Below are 17,317 nucleotides of genomic sequence, written 5' to 3'. Positions count from 1 at the left end.
CGCCATCGTCGTCGAGAGTGATGGGCCGGGCACCTCGATCAGCGCGGTGGCACGCCGACACGGACTGAGCGCCTCGCAACTGTTCACGTGGCGGCGCCTGGCGCGTCAGGCTGGGAGGCACGACGACCAGACCCCACTGCAGTTCGTGCCGGCCGTGCTGAGTGTGGGCCGGCAAGAGCCGGCGTCAGCGCAGACGAGCTCCGCGCTGCGTGAGCCGCGCGGCTGTCACGGTATCGAAGTTGAGATCGCAGGCGCCACGGTCCGCATCGCTCAGGGCGCGAGCGCGGCTCAGATCGCCGCGGTGATCCGGGCGCTGAAGGCTCCCCTGTGATCGGGCCCTCCGGCGCGGTGCGCGTGATGCTGGCCACACGGCCGGTGGACTTCCGCAAGGGCATGGACGGACTGGCCGCTCTGGTCCGGGACGCGATGGGCGCGGATCCGTTCTCCGGCACGGTCTACGTGTTCCGCTCGAAGCGGGCCGACCGGGTGAAGCTCCTGGTCTGGGATGGAAGCGGGCTGGTCCTCGCGACCAAGCGTTTGGAGGCTGGTCAGTTCTGCTGGCCGAAGATCGAGGACGGCGTGGTTCGGCTGAGCGCGGCGCAGCTCGCGGCGCTCGTCGAAGGCTTGGACTGGAAGCGCGTCCATGCAGCGCGTCCCGTGAGCACGCCGGCGGTTGCAGGCTGAGCAAAAAGCCCGGCGGACGGGCTTCGTCGCGGTGGTAAGTCACTGGCGGATCTGCTCTAATCCGCTTCATGGTGGCGCCTGCTTCGCCCTCGTCCGACGACCCCGAGACGCTCAAGGCGCTGCTCGCCGAGGAGCGCGCCGAGAACGAGCGGCTGCGACAGATCATCCTGGCCATGCAGCGCCACCGCTTCGGCCGCCGCGCCGAGAGCCTGCCTGAGGATCAACTCCTGCTCGGGCTGGAGGAGGCCGAGCAGGTCGAGGCTGCGGGCTTTGCCGCCGAGGAGGGCGAGCCCGCCAGGAAGGAGGCCCGGAGGGTCAAGCGGCGCACGAACCGTGGGGCGCTGCCCGCCCATCTGCCGCGGGTCGAGTGCCTCGTCGACATCGACCGCACCGCCTGTCCGTGCTGCTCGGGTGCCCTGCACCGGATCGGCGAGGACGTGTCCGAGCGCCTCGACGTGGTGCCGGTGCAGTTCCGGGTGCTGGTGATCCGCCGTCCGCGCTACGCTTGCCGCGCCTGCGGGGACGCGATCGTGCAGGCCCCGGCACCGGCGCGGCTGATCGAGGGCGGTCTACCGACCGACGCTCTCGTCGCGCAGGTCCTCGTCTCCAAATACGCCGACCATCTGCCGCTGTATCGACAGACGCAGATCTTCGCCCGCCAGGGCGTCAGCCTCGACCGCTCGACGCTGGCCGACTGGGTCGGGCGCGCCGCCTTCCTTCTCCGGCCCGTCCACGGGCGGCTGCTGGAGACGCTGAAGCGCTCGGGCAATCTGTTTGCCGACGAGACCACGGCACCGGTGCTCGATCCGGGTCGCGGCCGCACCAAGACCGGCCAGCTCTGGGCGTATGCGCGCGACGACCGGCCCTGGGGCGGGACTGATCCGCCGGGAGTTGCCTACGTCTACGCCCCGGATCGCACGGCCGGACGGCCGATCGCGCATCTCAGTGGGTTTGCAGGCGTGCTCCAGGTTGACGGCTACGCAGCCTACGAGACGCTGGCCAAGGGCGGCGCGGTGCGGCTGGCCTACTGCTGGAGCCATGTGCGTCGGCAATTCTACGACCTAGCCGCGGCCTCGCCGATCGCGACGGAGACGCTGTCGCGCATCGCCATGCTCTACCGGATCGAGGCCGAGATCCGCGGTCGCCCGGCCGAGGAGCGACGGGCGGCCCGGCAGGAACGAAGCCGGCCCGTGGTCGAGGCGCTGGAGCCGTGGCTGCGCGAGAAGCTCGGCCTCCTGAGCCGCAAGAGCAACCTGGCGGATGCGATCCGCTACGCCCTGAGCCGCTGGGCGGGGCTGAGCCTGTTCCTCGACGACGGGCGCGTGGAGATCGACTCCAACACCGTCGAGCGCGCGATCCGGCCCCTGGCCTTGAATCGGAAGAATGCCCTGTTTGCTGGTTCGGACGGCGGGGGCGAGCACTGGGCGGTGATCGCCTCGTTGGTCGAGACCTGCAAACTCGTTGGCGTCGAGCCGCAGGCCTACCTGGCCGACGTCATCACCCGCATCGTCGACGGCCATCCGCAGCGGCGCCTCGACGAGCTTCTGCCCTGGGCCTACCCGAGCACACCCACGCTCCAAGCCGTGGCCTGAGAACGCCACGGCCCTGACGCGTCAGTCAGGGCGTGTGAACAGGCTCCGGAACAGCGCCTCGGATTGGCGCAATCCCTCGTCTGTCAGCACCACCGACTTGGCGCGTCCGACCGGATCGGCGATGAGCCCCTTGGCGTGGAGACGGCCAAGTACAGCCCAGTCGAAGCCCTTCCAGGCCCGACGCCCATCGTGGAGCGTCAGCCACAAAAGGGCGAGCACCGCCTCGTCGATGCGCTCCTCGTCGACCGCCATCTGAGCAGATTAGCACGCCGCGCTCAGACCGGGCGTGGTGCCAGCCGATCGGTTACCGGATATCGGAACGTGCCTTTCCCTTCCACGAACCGTCCATGACCGCCCGCACGCCACCGGAGGAGGGACCGTAGGAGGCAGAGAGAACGTGCGTGAGGGGCTTTCCCCCTATTAGGTCAGCAAGGACCATCGCCAAGGCATCGCAAGCGTCTACGGCCTCTTCTGCTCCGTGGGTCGTGTAGCTCTGGCGTCGGCTCACATCCCTCAGGCGTTCGGAATCGTTCCAGTAGCGCAGGGCCACTGGAGCAAGGCGCATGATGGAACCATTCCCGGCGGTCCGCGCGTCCGTAGGCCCGGCTATCGGGTCATCCGTCCGTCGGAACTGTTCCAGGGCGTTTCGGGTCGTGATGCCGATATCGAAGCATCCACCCGTGCAGGAGTTTTCGCCAGCCTCATACCAGCGGCAAAACCGCTCCATCAGGTCGCGTTCGTCCAGGCCATTACCGGCGATCAGCGAATCAGCGAGACACAAAGCCATGGACGTATCGTCGGTCCACTCGCCCGGCTGAAGGTCGAAAGGTCCTCCACCCATCATGTCGTATAGGGATGGCTTGGTGTCCCTTGCCTCAAACTCAAGCGTCGTCCCGAGAGCGTCCCCGATAGCGAGACCGATGAGGGCACCAAGGGCTCGGTCACGAACGGCCTCAGACATTCGAAGCCCCCTGTCCGAGAACATAGGCTTCCTGTTCGCGCGTCTCGATTGCTCCGGGTCTCACCGCTCTGACCCGCTCAATCGCCCGTCTCGGATCCTCACCCATCATCACGAGAAGCTTGGCCGCCACCATACCCGCACGACCGAGACCGCCACGACAATGGACCACGACGGATCCACCCTCACGTAACTGTTCCGAGATGCGAGGGCCTATCGTTCGCCATGCTGCTCTGAACGCTGGTCCTGGAACGCTCACGTCGGGGATTGGAGCGTGGTGCCATACGAGACCAGCGTCCCTCACAGCGTCAGGTAAGCCTCGCACGGACAGGAAGTCGAACTCGTGCGGCTCAATCAGAGTAAGGACGGACGATGCACCCCACTCGCATATAACTGTTATATCGGCGCCCAGGTCACGCTCCCAAGGACCGCCGACAGACGATGGATCCTTCTTCCCGGGGCAAAACGTGATACCGATTAGTCCACCGTTATCACCTACAGGAATGCTCGCGATCTGTAGTGGATGAGTGAGTGATGTTCGGACTGGGGATTGCGATCTAGGTAAGCTGTGTGATCCAAAAACTGCTTGTCCAACGTGCCATATATCGTCTTTAGTCATGATGCCTCCGATGTTGTTATCATAACACACCGGGGAATCGCAGAAAACGCCCGCGCCTATTATTATTCGACCTTTGCAGGCTTCATGAGGGTAGGTGCCCGTCCGTCCATCAAGCGTTAGACCGACGCTCGCGCCACGTTCAGTTCTCGCGCTATGGCTGTCGCACCCATACCCTGTGCCGCAAGGGCCTTCACCCGTTCAGGATTGATGGACGGCTTCCTACCCTTGTAGACGCCTTCGGCCTTTGCCTTAGCCACACCTTCCATCTGACGCTCACGCCGAATCGCCGTCTCAAACTCAGCGAAAACCCCGAGCATCTGTAGGAAACATCGTCCGGCCGCCGTTGACGTATCCACCGGCTGTTCGATCACCTTCAGGGACACGCCTTTGGCCTCAAGCCGCTTCACGATGGAGGCGAGGTCTCCGACTGAGCGTGCGAGTCTGTCGATCCTTGTAACAGTTATGGAATCCCCGGCCCTGGCGAACTGGATGATCGTTTCGAGTTCGGTCCGCCCCTCGATCTTGGTTCCGGTGCGCGTCTCGGATCGGATCACCTCACAACCGGCAACACGCAGCGCCTCTTACTGAATGGCTAGGCTTTGCGATGAACTCGATACCCTGGCATAACCGTAGGTAGCTATGTGTCTCTCCTGTCTCGTTAGATTCTAGACCCTCTCACAATATCGTCTTATAATGCTTATGTCGATCCTAAAAATACAGCTGGTGCGACATGGGACTGTCTCGCCTCGCTGTCTCGTATGAGTTTACCGATATGCGACGGGTATGGGCCGCGATCAAGTCCGCGCTAGTGCATCATGTAACCTCAAGACTTACAGAGCTTACTCGGTCATGAGATTTCACACCGAAGGACACCGGTTCATATTTAGCGATGGCCCTGACGCAAACTTTCTTTCTGTGTCGGCGGCCCTTTACAACATAGTTCACAAGTCGAACAATACCGAAGTTATATTCGATTTTTCGCAGGTCAGCTACCTTGAGCCCCGTATTGTTGTTCCTCTGATTACCATTGCCCGTTCATATCGGATAGAGAACGTTCATTTTGAGATTATCACGCCAGAAGATCGCAAGCTTCGCGAACTGTTCCATAATGCTAACTGGTCTCATCTAATAGCGCCCGAAAAATACGAGCCTCGCGATGACAAGAACCTAAAGCATTTGTCGGCCATTCAGTATCGCACTGGGGACGAGCAATATAGTGCCGTAGATAGATGCCTTCAAACAATCATTAGGTCAATCCCAGGAGTTAATAGGAAAGCGGTCAGGGCGCTAGAATGGTCATTAAGCGAGATTACTGACAATGTTCTAAATCATGCCGAAAGTCATATTGGTGGTATCTTGCAGGTTATGACCTTTCCAAAGAGAAAACTCATTGAAATCTACGTTTGTGATGCCGGAATGGGAATACCTAGAAGCCTCCGTATGGGCCAACCCGACCTCACGGATCATGTGACCGCTCTTCGTGAAGCTATTAAAGAAGGCGTCACCCGCAACAAAACTACCAATCAGGGAAATGGGCTTTTCGGGGCATACCGATGCAGTAGCCTAAGTGGGGGCGAATTTGAAATCTATTCGGGTAACGCTCATCTCAGGCGAGCCGCAGGAACGCTTCGTGTAAGTAAAACCGGCATTCCTGCGCGAGGCACTTTCATACGAGCGTGCATCAACTACAGTATGGAGCGTCTTCTTGAGGAAGCATTCGTTTTTAAAAACGTAAAATATGATTTTCCACATGACTACATTGATAAAGTATATCGCAGGGAGACCGATGATATACACTTTGTTATGATTCGGGAGGCGGCTTCATTTCGCAGCAGAGAGGCCGGTAAATCAGTGCGCATCAATATAATGAACATAACAGATGGTTACAAGGAAAAGCTAAACTTTGATTTTATGGGTGTGCACGTCATTTCAAGCAGCTTTGCCGACGAAGTGTTTGCAAAGATATTCTTGGAAATAGGTGAGAGTCGATTTGCGAAGATCTTCAGTTTCATGAATATCGAGGAAACTGTGATGATACTTATCAACAGATCGATTAGACTTCGTAAAAAATCTAGTAATGAGAAAGAAATCGATATATCAGGCGTTTAAAAAATCAACAACTTTAGGGTAGCATAGCAATCTATCGCATCCAGTAAGTAGGAAAGCGGCTCATAGCTCCGGCTAGCATCGTCAGTGTCGGTGTCTCGTATCGCCGACCCACTGACGCAACACGATGGCCAGTGATCGCATCTCGTAGGCGTTCCTCGATTCCAGCCCCAAGCGCGCGCGTCTTCCAAGTGTGTCGCCAGCCGTGGTTAGGATCGACGCCAGGGTCTAGCTTGACAGTTTCGCGCACCCACTTGCCTACCTGACGCCCTTGGATTTCGGCTTGAGAAGCTGTCGATCCCTCCCGGCGGCGTTTGGTGTCATAGAACAGCGGACCGGACGGGGATGCTTCCACGAACGATAGGAAGCCCTGTTCGATGAGATGGGGATGTAGGGGCACCGTTCGGGGTTCACCGGTCTTTGTCACCCGTAGCTGCATGAATGTGATGCCGCCTTCGGTTCGAATGTCCCCACGGTGAAGGTTCATCAGTTCGGCTATGCGTGCGCCACTGTAGGCCGCGAGCCAAGGGCACCATCGCCGCGCTGAACTCCGGGTCGGGTTTTGGGCGTCTGGTTGGACCGCTGACGCTGCTGATAGGATGGATGCTATTTCCCCATCCCGAAACGTCCGCTCCCGCTCTGCGATGATCCTGGGCTCATCCAAGGCTATGCCGGCGGCTGGGTTCGTGGACAGGAGTTGGCCCGAGGCACGCCCAACGCCCCATCGGAAGATCGAACTGAGGGCTACCAGATCGTTTTTGTTGATGGCCCGAGGGCTGATCCCTTCCACATCACGCCTCCGCACAGCCCAGGCGAACACATCATCCTCAGTGAGGGTCCGAACGTCCCGAGCATGGGCGAAGGCTTCGAACGACCGGATGCTCCCACGGTAACGCTTAATCGTGTTCGGCGCCCGCTTGTCCGCTCTGTCAGTAGCCCAACGTTCGAATAAGGCACCCACGGTCAGCGGTGGACCGCTCGGAGGCGTAGGCGAGGGGGCTACAGGCGCGGTGGCGATGGGTCTAGGGGAGGGGACCGCATACGCTTCAATCTGAGTGCCTGATGGGCTTCCAGATCGTTGAGTGTGCCAGAATCCCTTGAGAACACCATCGGCAATCGAATGCCTAAGCCGTGCCTCCCGTGGCTCTTTCGTCCGAAGTGATGCCTGGACGATAGGACCTACCGTGACGGACGCCCAAACCAGACCGATAGGAAGTGAGACGGTTTGACCCTTCAACCGTGGGAAAAGGTCGGAGGGGGTGCGTTGGCGAAGATGGTAGACCCCTGATTTCGGGTCCTTCCACGGTCGGGCGATTCTGAGGGACAATGTATGAGACCGCTGTGTGAGAGTCGGTCATCCTCAGAGTATCGTCGTACCCTAACCTATTCTGATCGTTAGGATAAAGATGGTGCTGCGAGAGAGGATTGAACTCTCGACCTCTTCATTACCAATGAAGTGCTCTACCACTGAGCTACCGCAGCAAGCGGCCGTGGCGACCCCGCGGGGGGGCGTGTCCATCCGGCCGAGTGGGGCCATAACGGATCGTCGCCGACTTGGCAACGCCGGTTACGCGTCTGTGGCCTTAACCTTCCGGCATGCGGCACGAATGATCGCCGCCAGCCCCGGTTCGGAGACCGCCTCGGCGGCTTCCGCGGGCGTGAACCAACGCAGCTCCCGCTGGTGTGCCTCGGGGAACTCCTTGAACTGCTTGCGAACCTGAAGCGGGAACACCTTCACCTGACACAAGACCGCGTCGAGGTTCTTCAGGCGCTTCTGGTAGATGTAGTAGCCGAGCGGTCGCTTGCCGACCTCGCCGCGCAGCCCCGCCTCCTCGTAGGCCTCGCGAGCGGCGGCCTGGAACGGCTTCCGGCCCTTCATCGGCCATCCCTTCGGGATGACCCAGCGCCGGCTCTCCCGTGAGGTCACGAGGAGGATCCGATGCCCGCCGTCTCGCTCATGCCGGAACGGCAAAGCCCCGACCTGCCGCCGCGGCTCGGCGTCGTCTTCGATCAGAACCGTCACGACCGCACCGGGCGTTCCGGGACCGCTGTCGGCCCCGGCCGGGTCAGGAGCGTATCGGGAAGGTGTACGGAGCAGCAGATGGTCGGATCCTCGGTCGGCAGCGGCGCGCACAAGCTACAGGGTCTGCCAGTATCAGCAACTGTCGGCAGCGAAACGGCGCGACACGAGGAATAGTTCTATCAACGCCTCACTTGTCCGGGCGCCGGATTCCGCCGACTGCCCGAAGGCTGCGCCCCGCGGCCGGTCACCCGGCCCGCCGCACCGCATGCGCGGCGGCGCCGGAGGCCGGTAGTGCGGCTGCGGCCATTCCGGCCGAAACCGGATCCGCGCCGCCGGGCGGCGCGGACGCCGGGCCGCCCGCTTGTGCCGGCAGGACTGTCGGGAGCGGCGCGGACGAGTCCGCACCGTGCGGGACGAGGACGGGTGCCGTCGCCTCTGGTTCCGGCTCCGCCGCGGGGACGGGAGCGGCCAACGTGTTCGGCGGCTCGCGCCACGCAAAGGCGTCGAGGCGCCCGGTGACCGGCGAGACCGGCGCCCAGGTGTCGGAGGCGATCCCATCGGCGATCCAGACCGGGTCGCGGGGCGCGCGCGCCGCCCGGGCGAGCCACTGGCGCGCTTGGCCGGAGGCCGCGCCGTGCTCGGCCTCCTCGATCGCCGCCATCATCAGGCTGGCGCGCACGGTCGGACGGTCGACCAGCAGAGGCTTCACGGCCTCCCGGGCCCGGCCGTAATCCCGCGCGTCGAGGGCCGCCTGCGCCACCGCGAGGCGAGCCTCCGGATCCCAGGAGGAGAGCTTGGCCAGGGTCTCGGCCCGGGCGAGGCGGTCGCGGACCGAATCGCCGGGGCGCAGGCCGAGATAGACCTTGGCGAGGTCGGGATGCGGATTGGCCTTCCAGGCGGCCTCGACGACCCGGGCAGCCTTCCGGAGATCGCCCCGGCGGGACAGGAGCCGGCCCGCGATGCAGGCTGCCGGAACCAGCTCGGGGGCGAGCTTGACCGCCTGCAGCGCCCGCTCGGTGGCGAGGTCGGGCTCGCCGGCCTCGCGCTCGCCCGCGATCGCCGTCAGCAGCACGGCCCGCTGGCGGCGGGCGCTCGCCTTGTCGATCAGCCCGAGCGAGGAACGCCGCTCGATGGTCTCCAGCGCCGCCACCCAGTCGCCGTCCGCCGACTGGGCCTCCAGCATCGCCTCGTTGGCCCAGGTAACGCTCGGGGCGAGGCGGGCGGCCTCCGTCGCGTAGGCGCGGGCGGCGGTCTCGTCCTCGCGGCGGCGCGCCTCCACGAACAGCCCGCGCAGGCCGAGCACCCGGGTCTCGGGGTCATCGACCATGCGCTGGAAGGCACTCTCGGCCGCGTCCCGGTCCCCGGAAATCTGCGCCGCCTGGGCCTTGAGCAGCAGGGTCAGCGGCTCCGGCCCGAGGAGGCGCTCGGCGTCCCCGGCGAAGCGGCGGGCGGCCAGGGGATCGCCCGAGCCCACCGCCACCATCCCGCGCGAGAGGGCGGAGAAGCCCTTGGCCCGGCGCCGCTCGGCAGAGCCGCGCACCAGCGCCTCCGGCAGGCCGATCACGCCCCGCACGATCGCCCAAAGCAGGCCCAGGACGATCGCCGCCGCGATCACGCCGACCAGCGCGACCGCGAGGCTGGTGCCGATCTGGTAGCCGTTCCAGACGACGGTGACGGTGCCGGGCCGATCGGCGATCCAGACCGCTCCGAAGGCGGCGAGTGCGAGCAGGGCCAGGAAGGCGAGGGCGCGCCACATGGGATCAGTGTCTCCTGTCGGCGGCCGCCGGACGGTCGCCGCTGGGTGCGGAAGGGGCGGAGCGCCTGAGCGGACCGGCGTTGGCGCGCCAACGCTTCATCCGCTCAGGGTTTTGAGCGATCACAGGTTTTCGACGCAAGACCGCGGTGCCGGTTCGCGAAAATTGCAGAGGCGCCCCCCCGAAGGGGACGCAGCCACGCAGTGTTCGGGGCGCGGCCGTCACCGGCTAGCGGCCGGGGGCGGCCGCGGCGGCGCCGGGACCGGCACCCGTCGGCAGGGCCTTGAAGGCATCGGCGAGCAGGCTCCGCACCGCCTCCTCGGTCGAGGTCCGGGCTTTGAGCCTGGCACCGAAATCGCCGGCTTGGTCCCGGGCCTCCGGGGGCAGCGCCGCAAAGGCCGCGGAGGCCCCCAGAAGATCGCCGCGGTCGAGGGCCGCCTGGACCTTGGCCTCGGGATCGTCCGACGCCTCCGGGGCGGGGGGCGCGTCGACCTTTCGGACCTGCACGAGGCCGTCGGCCATGCTCAGGAGTTTCGCTCGGAAGTCGCCGGTCTCGGCGGCACTCCTGGCCCGCTGCGCGCGTCGCTTGGCCGCGATCTGCTCGGCGATCGGGCGGAACGCGTCCGCGAGCTGGGCCGTGGTCGGCGCACCCGTCTCCGCGAAGGGCGCGAGCGCCGCGGCCTGGGCCTCGGCGCCCGGGTCGAGCTTGCGCAGAGTCGCCAGCGGCTCGGCGTAGGGCATGCCCGCCGACAGGGCGGCGGCCACACGGTCGGCCACGACGACCCGGAGTGCCGCCTGCACGGTGGTGGTCTCGGCCCGCTGGGCCACGCTCTTGTCCAGGGCAGCGATCTTGTCGCCCTGCTCCTGCAGGCGGCGATCGACGGCCTTCGAGACCTCCGCGGCCTGGGTCTGGCCGGCCTCGGCGGCGCTGCGGCTCGCCTGGGCCGCCGCCTGGACCGCCTCAGTGGCGGCCTTCACCCGGGCGTCGAGAGCCTGCTGCAGCGTGTCGAGGCGCTGGCCCAGGGCCGCGTCGGCATCGGCATTGGCCTTGGTGCGCTGCTCGACCTCGCTCTGCAGAGCGGCGAGCCGCTTGGACGCGTCGGCCGCGTCCCCCTTGTTCGCGGCGTCCGCTTCGATCGCCTTGAGACGCGCGTCGAGGTCGGAGAGCTGCTTGGTGTCGCCGGCCTGAACAGCCCCGAGCTTCGAATCGCCGGTCTGGTCGCGGCCGGGCTCCTCCTGGAGCGCGGCGACCCGCTGGTCGAGGCTGTCGAGGCGGGCCACGAGATCGGCCGGCACGGCCGAGGCCTGCCCCGGGGACTGCCCCTCCGTCGCCCCCGCCGCCGGGGCAGGGGCGACGGAGGACTTGTCCAGCGCCTGCTTGGCCGTCGACTCGGCGGTGGCGACGCGCTTGTCGAGGGCGGCCAGGGCGTCCCGGGGGGCGAGCCCGTCGAGACGCTTGTCGAGTGACGCGACTTGGCTGGACAGCTTCTGGTCGAGAGCGTTCAGGCGCGGATCGCCGCCGATGCCGGCCTTCTCGACGCCGAACAGAACGCCCGCCCCGATCAGGCCGCCGAGCAGACCGGCGGCCGCCACGGAGCCAAAACCGGCCCGGGCCCGCGCGGCCGGCGGGTTGGCGGCCCTCGCGGCCTCACCCGAGGCCGCGCCGGGGAGCGGGCCCTTCGCCGGCTCCTTCGCGGGATCCTTCAGCCCGTCCTTCGTCGGCTCCTTTCCGGACACCGGAGGGTCGGGAATGCGCTTGGCCTTCAGGTCGATGATCGGCCCGGCCGTCAACGTGGCGGCCGCGACTCCGGCCGCGGTGTCGCCGGGACGGGGCCCCGCGCCGGTTTGTGGCGCGGGGCCCGGTCGGCCGGGCTGCGCGGCTTCTGGCTTTCCGGACTCGGACTTCGCGGGTTCGATCTTGCCGGGCTCGATCTTGCCGGGCTCGATCTTGCCGGGCTCGGACTTCATGCCCGCGGTCGCCGAAGCCGTCTTCGCCGGCTCTGGTGACGACGGTGCCGGGCCGCCGGCCTGCGACGGCTCGACCTTCGCGTCGACCGGCCGGCCGGTGGCGCTCACCGACGGCTTCGGACCGTCCGCGGCACCCAGCTTGCTGGCTTCGGGCTTCGCGTCGACCGCCCCCGGCTTGGTGGGCACGCCCGGATCGGTCGCGGGCTTCAGCGGCGTGCCCGCGGGGGCGCCGGAGGCGGCCTCCTGCGCGGGCTTCGGAGTCGGGATCGGAGCCGTCGACGCAGGCTTCGCACCACCGGCAGCCGGCGCAGGCGACTTCGCGCCTTGCTTCGCGTCCACGGGCTTGGCTTCGGCGGACTTGACGTCCCCGGGCTTGGCATCCGTCCGCGCGGAATCGGACTGCGGCGGCATGGACGGCGCAGCGCCCGGCTTCTGACCGCCCGGTCCGGGCTTGTCGGCGTCGCTGGGTGGTGGCGTCACGGGCAAGTCCTCCAACTCTTCGGCGTCGCCGCGCCCCCCTAGCACCACGGCGGCACCGGGCGCGAGGGCGAGATACGGCGACTGTCTTCCCCTGTCACCGCGCGCCGTCGCCGAGGCGCGGCGTCAGGGCATCGAGCAGGTCCGTTTCCCGCGGTCGAACAGCCACGAAATGGACCGCGACGCCGGCCGCTTCCAGGGGGAATGCAACATCCGCCGACAGGCAGTAATGCCTCAGGCGGCGGAAAGCTCCGCCGTGGCCCGATCCCTCCGCGAGCGCGAGTGCCACGGCGGCACTGCGCCGGGAATAATGTAGGGCGGCGTCGAGGCTCCCGCCCGCCAGCGCATCCGCCACCGGTCCGGGCAGGGCGGGCACGGCTTCCGCCGCGTAGGCGACGAAGACCGTCACCCGGAAACCGGCCGCCGCCAGAGCCGCCGCGGGCTCGCGCTTGCGCTCGGCCCCGGCCGCGTGGAGCAGGCGTGCGCCCGGGGGGAGCGATTCGGCGACGCGGGCGGCGAGCCCGCCCGCGTCGCCCGGCCCCTCCCACACCGGCCCGAGCCCGGCCCGGATCGCAACCGCGGCGGTTCGGGGACCGACTGCGAAGACCGGCAGGCCGCGCAGAGACGCCGCGTCCTTGAGTGCCGGCACCGCGTTGGTGCTGGTGAGCAACAGCGCGTCGAAGGAACCGTCGGGGGGCCTCTCGCCGGTCGGCCGCACCACCAGGACGGGCGCCACCAGGGGCACATGCCCGCAGGCCGCGAGCGCTGCGCCGGTCCGGGCAGCCCCCGGTTCGGGCCGGGCGACCCAGACGCGCAACCCCTAGCCTTCCAGCGTCAGGCGGATGCCGTGGCGCGCCTCGGCCCCCGGCGGCAGCAGGCGCTGGGAATCGCGCTCCTGGAGGGGGCCGGAGAAATCCGCCCAGTCGGCGTAGCCGGTCCAGCATTCGAGCGACAGGAACGGCGCGGTGGGCTTCGTCCAGACCGCGAGATGCGGGAAATCCTCGACCTCCATGCGGATCGCTTTGCCGGGGCCCGCGAAGCGCATCCGGCGGCTCCGCGCGTTCCGGAACACCAGCGCCTCGGTGAACATGTCGGGATCGAGGGGCAGGGTGTCGCCCGCGATGGGGATCGGCTGCTCCGCGCGCAGCAGCAGGCCGCCGGGGCCCACCTGGGGCGCGGACGGGCGCTCCGGGTGCTCGAAGTCCACCGCGTAGCCGCCTTCGCGGGCGCGCCTGCCGCCCGCGAAGGGCCATGGGAAGGCCGGATGGAACCCGAGGGCGTAGGGCAGCGGATCGGCACCGGGGTTGACCACGGTCACGTCGAGGTCGAGGCCGGCCGGGCGGACCCGGGCGGCGACGTCGAGCCGGAACGCGAAGGGGTAATGCGCCCGGGTCTCCGGCCCGTCGGCGAGCCGCAGCGTCACCGCATCGGCGCTGCGTTCCACCACCGAGAACGGCAGGTCCCGGGCGAAGCCGTGCTGCGCCATCGGGTAGCTGCGGGACCCGACCGTCACGTGGCCGCCCGCCGAGGCGCCGACCACCGGAAAGAGCCATGGGGCGTGGCGGTTCCAGTGTGCCGGGTCGCCGCTCCAGAGGTATTCGGTGCCGCCGACCTGCCAGGACACCGGCTCGGCCCCGTGGGTGGAGAGTACGGCCGCCGTGCCGTCCGGGGCGGTGAGGTCGATGCGCGTGCTCAAGCGGGGCTCCCGGTCGGTCCTCGGAGCACCGAGGTAACGGACGCAGGCCGGAGCGCAAGGGGAGGGCGTCGCCTCACGCCGCCGTCCCAAGCCCCGGCAGGACCGTGTCCGGCGGCCCGGAGGCGACGAGCCGGCCCGCTTCCAGGACGTGGATCGCGTCGGCCCCCTCCAGGGTCGACAGCCGGTGGGCGATCAGGATCAGCGTGCGGCGGCCCGAGAGCGCCCGCAGCGCCCGCATCACCGCTGCCTGGGTCTCGTCGTCGAGGGCCGAGGTCGCCTCGTCGAATACGATCACGTCGGGCTCGTGGTAGAGCGCCCGGGCGATTCCGATGCGCTGGCGCTGGCCGCCCGAGAGTCGCGCCCCGCGCTCGCCGACCCGCTCCGCATAGCCGTGCGGGAGGGACGCCACGAAGTCGTGGGCGCCCGCAAGCCGGGCGGCCCGCTCTACGGCGGCGAGGTCCGGCGTGTTGAGGCCGAGTGCGATGTTCTCGGCGACCGTGCCGTCCACCAGAAACACGTCCTGCGGGACGTAGCCGATGCGGTTCTGCCAAGCGGGGAGGGCGCCGGCATCGAGCACCCGCCCGTCGACGGTGATCCGGCCCGCGCTCGGGCGGAGCACCCCGAGGAGCAGCCCGGCGAGGGTCGATTTGCCCGCGCCAGTGCGGCCGGCGAGCCCGACCGTGGTGTTGACCGGGATTGTCAGGTCGATGCCGGCGAGCGCCGGCTGGCCGGTGGCATAATCGAAGCCGACCCCCTCCAGCCGGATGGCCTTCGCAAACGGGAGGCGCCGGTCCGTGCGGGGTACGGGGCTCCGCTCGTCGGCGAGTTCATCGACGATCACCCGCACAGCCGGCATGGTGAAGCGCAGCAGCGCAACCGACGTGAAGATGTTCTGGAAGGCCGGGAGCATGCGGTAGCCCGCGAAGGCGAACAGGCCCAGCAGCGGCAGGATCCCCGCGACGTCGAGACCTTGGGCGAGCGCGAACAGCACGACCACGATCACGCCGCCGAACGCCAGGGCCTCGATCACGAAGCGCGGCATCTGGCCGGTGAGCAGGCTCGCCGCTGTGGCGACGGCGTAGGCGCGCGCGGGGCCGTCGAAGCGGCCCGCGAAGGCCTCCGCGCGGCCGTAGAGCTTCAGCTCGGTGAGCGCCCCGAAGGTCTCCTGCACGATCCGGAACCGCGCCTCGTTGTCGGCTACCGAGCGGCTCCCGAGCCGGGCGAGCCGGGCTCGCATCACGAGGTAGATCCCGACATAGAGCCCGCCGAAGCCGCCGCCCAGGATCAGCGCGAGCTGCGGCGCGTAGGCCAGCAGGAACACGATCACGGCGAGCGCCGAGGTCGCCCGCGAGGCGAGCACGGTAGCAGGCGTCAGCGCCCCCACCACCAGCCGGTCGGTCTCGGAGAGCACGTTCTTGGCGAGTTCGGCGCTGTTGGCCCGGGTGAAGAACAGCCGCTCGCGGTCGAGGTAGCGGAACAGCAGGCGCCGGCTGAAGCCGTAGCCGGCGAGATGCGTGAACCGGAGCTGCGCGTAGGTCAGTCCGGCATTGACCACCGCGGTGGTCAGAATCGCCGTGAGCGCCGCCGCACCGGTCACCAGCAGGAAGCTGCGCTCGTCGGCGAGCCCGAGGAACGTTCGGGCCTGGGCGAGATAGGGGACTCGGGTCGCGGCCGACGGATCGCCGACCAGCGTCAGGAACGGGATCACCGAGGCGACGCCGACCACCTCCAACAGAGCCGCGACCGCGAGCCCGAGTGCGATCAACGCGAGGCGGTGTCGATCGCGCACCCGCATGGCGAGAACGAGGTCGATCAGCGCGCGCATGGTCTTACACAGATCGGCGAGAGGGCTTGCATGGCCGGCCCGGGCTTAGAGGGCTCTCTGTCGAAGGGGAAGCCGGCTGGGACAAAGAGGGCTCGCTCCCGACCTGTCCCGGCGCAATCCCATTTGGACATCCTACTCACGCGAGCGCTCGAGACTTGCACGGACGGCCAAGCATCCACCCCGTCGTTCCGGGGCGCCGCAGGCGGGTCCGGAACGACGGGGTCGCCTATGGGAATTCCGCCACGTCGCGACAGGAGTACAGATTTGAGAAATCGCGAAATTTCATAGACCGATCTCCCATCAAGAGCCGGAGGCAGATGGAGGGCTCCTTAGCGGCACCCGCTCAGCGGACGCGCCTCGCGATGAGGTCGAGGCGGGCAGATCCCGAGCATGGGAACGGCTGCGTCGAACACAATCTCAGCCGAGCTACTTGCTCAGCCGAGCTTCTTGAGGGAGGCGAGATCCACGTCGCCGCTCTGGCTGGCGAAGGTCAGCGATTTTGAGGCGCCATCCGATTGCGAGACGCCGCCGATCCGGTGGTCGCCGCTATCGTAGGTCGAGACTTGGTCGTCGCGCTCGATCAGGAGACGGTGCTTGTCCGGGAAGAACGCGTATTTCATCCCGTTCTGGGCACCGCTTGTCGCGGGGTCGCCCAGGTCCTTCGGCCACCAGGGCTCCATGCCCTTCATCGGCTTCATGGGTTCCATCGGCTTCATCGGTTCCACGGTGCGCGCCTCCTGACCGGGTGAGAGACAGGAGGACGCGGCAGGGCGGAAACGGTTGCATGCTGTGCCCGCCGGCACCGGGCTCACAGCAGCGGACGCTCGCGGACCTGCCCGTCGAAGCCGACATGGAGCTGGTGCTCGCGCCCGTCCCGGTCCTTGGCCGCTACTTCGAGATGGCGCGGGCCGCGGCCGGTGACGCGCACGTCACCGTAGCCGGCCGCCTGGACGGCGGCGGTGAGGGCGGCCACGTCGGGTGTCGGACCGAGGCCAAGCCTGTCCTTGGCCCAGTCCAGGCTGCCCATCGGCGGGCCGCCCGCAGGCCGGAGCACGACCTTGCGCCCATCGCCATGCGTCAGGACGCCAGCACGGAGGAAGCCGGTCTCGTAACGGCCCTGCACGGTCACGGCCTCGCCCTTGGCGACGAGCGTGCCGCCCTCGCCCTCGCGGCCGGTCTCGACCAGCACCCGGCCGGTGGGGTCCTGGACCACGAACTTGTTGCCGAAGATCTCGGCGACCTCGCCCTTGATGGCGGTCGCGCTCGAAGGAGCCAGCGCCCGGATCGCCACAGGCTCGACCGGGGTCGGCTGGAACGCCGTGCCCTGCGCCAGGGACAGGCCCGCCGCCCCCAAAGCCAGCGGCACCGCAACGGCACCCACCACCCAGGTCCGCCGTGGGATTCTCTCGGCAACCGTCGGGACGGCGCCGGGGGCCGGCTCCCGGATCGCCCGCGCGGTGCCGTCGATGGTCTTGTCGTCGCTCATCTGCTGAAGCCTCTCAAGGGTCCGGACCCGAACGATCCGTGACCCCTTCGTAGGGCTCCCCCTCAAATCCGGACTGAACCACCCGGTTCAGGCCCGGTTAAACCCGCGGCCGTAGAGCGCTCCTGGCCG

At 67.4% G+C, this 17,317-nt stretch carries 17 protein-coding genes, 1 tRNA gene and 1 pseudogene; 5 read left to right on the top strand and 14 right to left on the bottom strand.

Annotation, left to right across the window (positions count from 1 at the left end):
- The 3 genes from Q8W67_RS26770 to Q8W67_RS05405 all read left to right on the top strand — a co-directional run.
- Positions 1–331 (top strand): transposase (locus Q8W67_RS26770; protein ID WP_370693814.1); only part of this gene is annotated, 331 nt, incomplete at its 5' end.
- Positions 328–684 (top strand): IS66 family insertion sequence element accessory protein TnpB, encoded by a 357-nt coding sequence (tnpB, locus tag Q8W67_RS05410; RefSeq protein ID WP_305541299.1) that lies wholly within the window; start codon positions 328–330, stop codon positions 682–684. The genes Q8W67_RS26770 and tnpB, both read left to right, overlap by 4 nt.
- Before the next feature lie 68 nt (positions 685–752).
- Positions 753–2,276, top strand: coding sequence for an IS66 family transposase (locus Q8W67_RS05405; RefSeq protein WP_305541302.1), 1,524 nt, complete (start codon positions 753–755; stop codon positions 2,274–2,276).
- A 21-nt stretch (positions 2,277–2,297) separates the two neighbouring features.
- Here Q8W67_RS05405 and Q8W67_RS05400 read toward each other — a convergent pair whose 3' ends face one another.
- The 4 genes and pseudogenes from Q8W67_RS05400 to Q8W67_RS05385 form a co-directional block, all read right to left on the bottom strand.
- Positions 2,298–2,528 (bottom strand): DUF6429 family protein, encoded by a 231-nt coding sequence (locus tag Q8W67_RS05400; RefSeq protein ID WP_305541305.1) that lies wholly within the window; start codon positions 2,526–2,528, stop codon positions 2,298–2,300.
- A gap of 52 nt (positions 2,529–2,580) precedes the next feature.
- Complete coding sequence (locus Q8W67_RS05395; RefSeq protein ID WP_305541835.1) at positions 2,581–3,261, bottom strand: ADP-ribosylglycohydrolase family protein; 681 nt, start codon at positions 3,259–3,261, stop codon at positions 2,581–2,583.
- On the bottom strand, positions 3,230–3,853 hold the full coding sequence (locus Q8W67_RS05390; RefSeq protein ID WP_305541833.1) for a cyclin-dependent kinase inhibitor 3 family protein: 624 nt from the start codon (positions 3,851–3,853) through the stop codon (positions 3,230–3,232). The genes Q8W67_RS05395 and Q8W67_RS05390 overlap by 32 nt, the downstream gene beginning before the upstream one ends.
- A gap of 116 nt (positions 3,854–3,969) precedes the next feature.
- Positions 3,970–4,494 (bottom strand): annotated as a pseudogene (locus Q8W67_RS05385) (recombinase family protein).
- Positions 4,495–4,702: 208 nt separating this feature from the next.
- Between Q8W67_RS05385 and Q8W67_RS05380 the strand changes: the two are divergent.
- Positions 4,703–5,962 carry an STAS-like domain-containing protein gene (locus tag Q8W67_RS05380; protein ID WP_305541830.1) on the top strand — a complete coding sequence of 420 codons (1,260 nt, stop codon included), beginning with the start codon at positions 4,703–4,705 and terminating at the stop codon, positions 5,960–5,962.
- Between the two features lie 31 nt (positions 5,963–5,993).
- Here the strand turns inward: Q8W67_RS05380 and Q8W67_RS26765 are convergent, their stop codons facing one another.
- The 3 genes from Q8W67_RS26765 to Q8W67_RS05370 form a co-directional block, all read right to left on the bottom strand.
- On the bottom strand, positions 5,994–6,920 hold the full coding sequence (locus Q8W67_RS26765) for a tyrosine-type recombinase/integrase (RefSeq protein WP_370693816.1): 927 nt from the start codon (positions 6,918–6,920) through the stop codon (positions 5,994–5,996).
- Between the two features lie 446 nt (positions 6,921–7,366).
- Positions 7,367–7,441 (bottom strand) — tRNA-Thr (locus tag Q8W67_RS05375).
- Positions 7,442–7,526: 85 nt separating this feature from the next.
- Positions 7,527–7,982, bottom strand: a complete 456-nt coding sequence (locus Q8W67_RS05370; RefSeq protein WP_305541827.1) for an NUDIX hydrolase — start codon at positions 7,980–7,982, stop codon at positions 7,527–7,529.
- Between Q8W67_RS05370 and Q8W67_RS05365 the strand changes: the two genes are divergently transcribed.
- Positions 7,899–8,156, top strand: a complete 258-nt coding sequence (locus Q8W67_RS05365) for a hypothetical protein (protein WP_305541871.1) — start codon at positions 7,899–7,901, stop codon at positions 8,154–8,156. The two genes, Q8W67_RS05370 and Q8W67_RS05365, sit on opposite strands and share 84 nt — an antisense overlap.
- A 70-nt stretch (positions 8,157–8,226) precedes the next feature.
- Here Q8W67_RS05365 and Q8W67_RS05360 read toward each other — a convergent pair whose 3' ends face one another.
- The 7 genes from Q8W67_RS05360 to Q8W67_RS05330 form a co-directional block, all read right to left on the bottom strand.
- Entirely contained in the window at positions 8,227–9,738 is a 1,512-nt protein-coding gene (locus Q8W67_RS05360) for a heme biosynthesis protein HemY (protein ID WP_305541824.1), read from the bottom strand.
- 226 nt (positions 9,739–9,964) lie between these two features.
- Positions 9,965–12,184: a translation initiation factor 2 gene (locus Q8W67_RS05355; protein WP_305541821.1), complete on the bottom strand. Its 2,220-nt coding sequence runs from the start codon at positions 12,182–12,184 to the stop codon at positions 9,965–9,967.
- 94 nt (positions 12,185–12,278) lie between these two features.
- On the bottom strand, positions 12,279–12,998 hold the full coding sequence (locus tag Q8W67_RS05350; RefSeq protein ID WP_305541809.1) for a uroporphyrinogen-III synthase: 720 nt from the start codon (positions 12,996–12,998) through the stop codon (positions 12,279–12,281).
- Positions 12,999–13,001: 3 nt separating this feature from the next.
- Complete coding sequence (locus tag Q8W67_RS05345) at positions 13,002–13,877, bottom strand: aldose 1-epimerase family protein (protein ID WP_305541806.1); 876 nt, start codon at positions 13,875–13,877, stop codon at positions 13,002–13,004.
- Positions 13,878–13,950: 73 nt separating this feature from the next.
- Entirely contained in the window at positions 13,951–15,702 is a 1,752-nt protein-coding gene (locus Q8W67_RS05340; protein ID WP_305541804.1) for an ABC transporter ATP-binding protein, read from the bottom strand.
- A gap of 434 nt (positions 15,703–16,136) precedes the next feature.
- Positions 16,137–16,418, bottom strand: a complete 282-nt coding sequence (locus tag Q8W67_RS05335; protein WP_305541868.1) for a hypothetical protein — start codon at positions 16,416–16,418, stop codon at positions 16,137–16,139.
- Positions 16,419–16,510: 92 nt separating this feature from the next.
- Positions 16,511–17,188 carry a DNA-binding protein gene (locus tag Q8W67_RS05330; RefSeq protein WP_305541800.1) on the bottom strand — a complete coding sequence of 226 codons (678 nt, stop codon included), beginning with the start codon at positions 17,186–17,188 and terminating at the stop codon, positions 16,511–16,513.
- Positions 17,189–17,317: the final 129 nt, after the last annotated feature.

Source organism: Methylobacterium sp. NEAU K (assembly GCF_030700285.1).
GTDB lineage: Bacteria > Pseudomonadota > Alphaproteobacteria > Rhizobiales > Beijerinckiaceae > Methylobacterium.
This window is presented reverse-complemented; position numbering and strand designations above follow the sequence as displayed.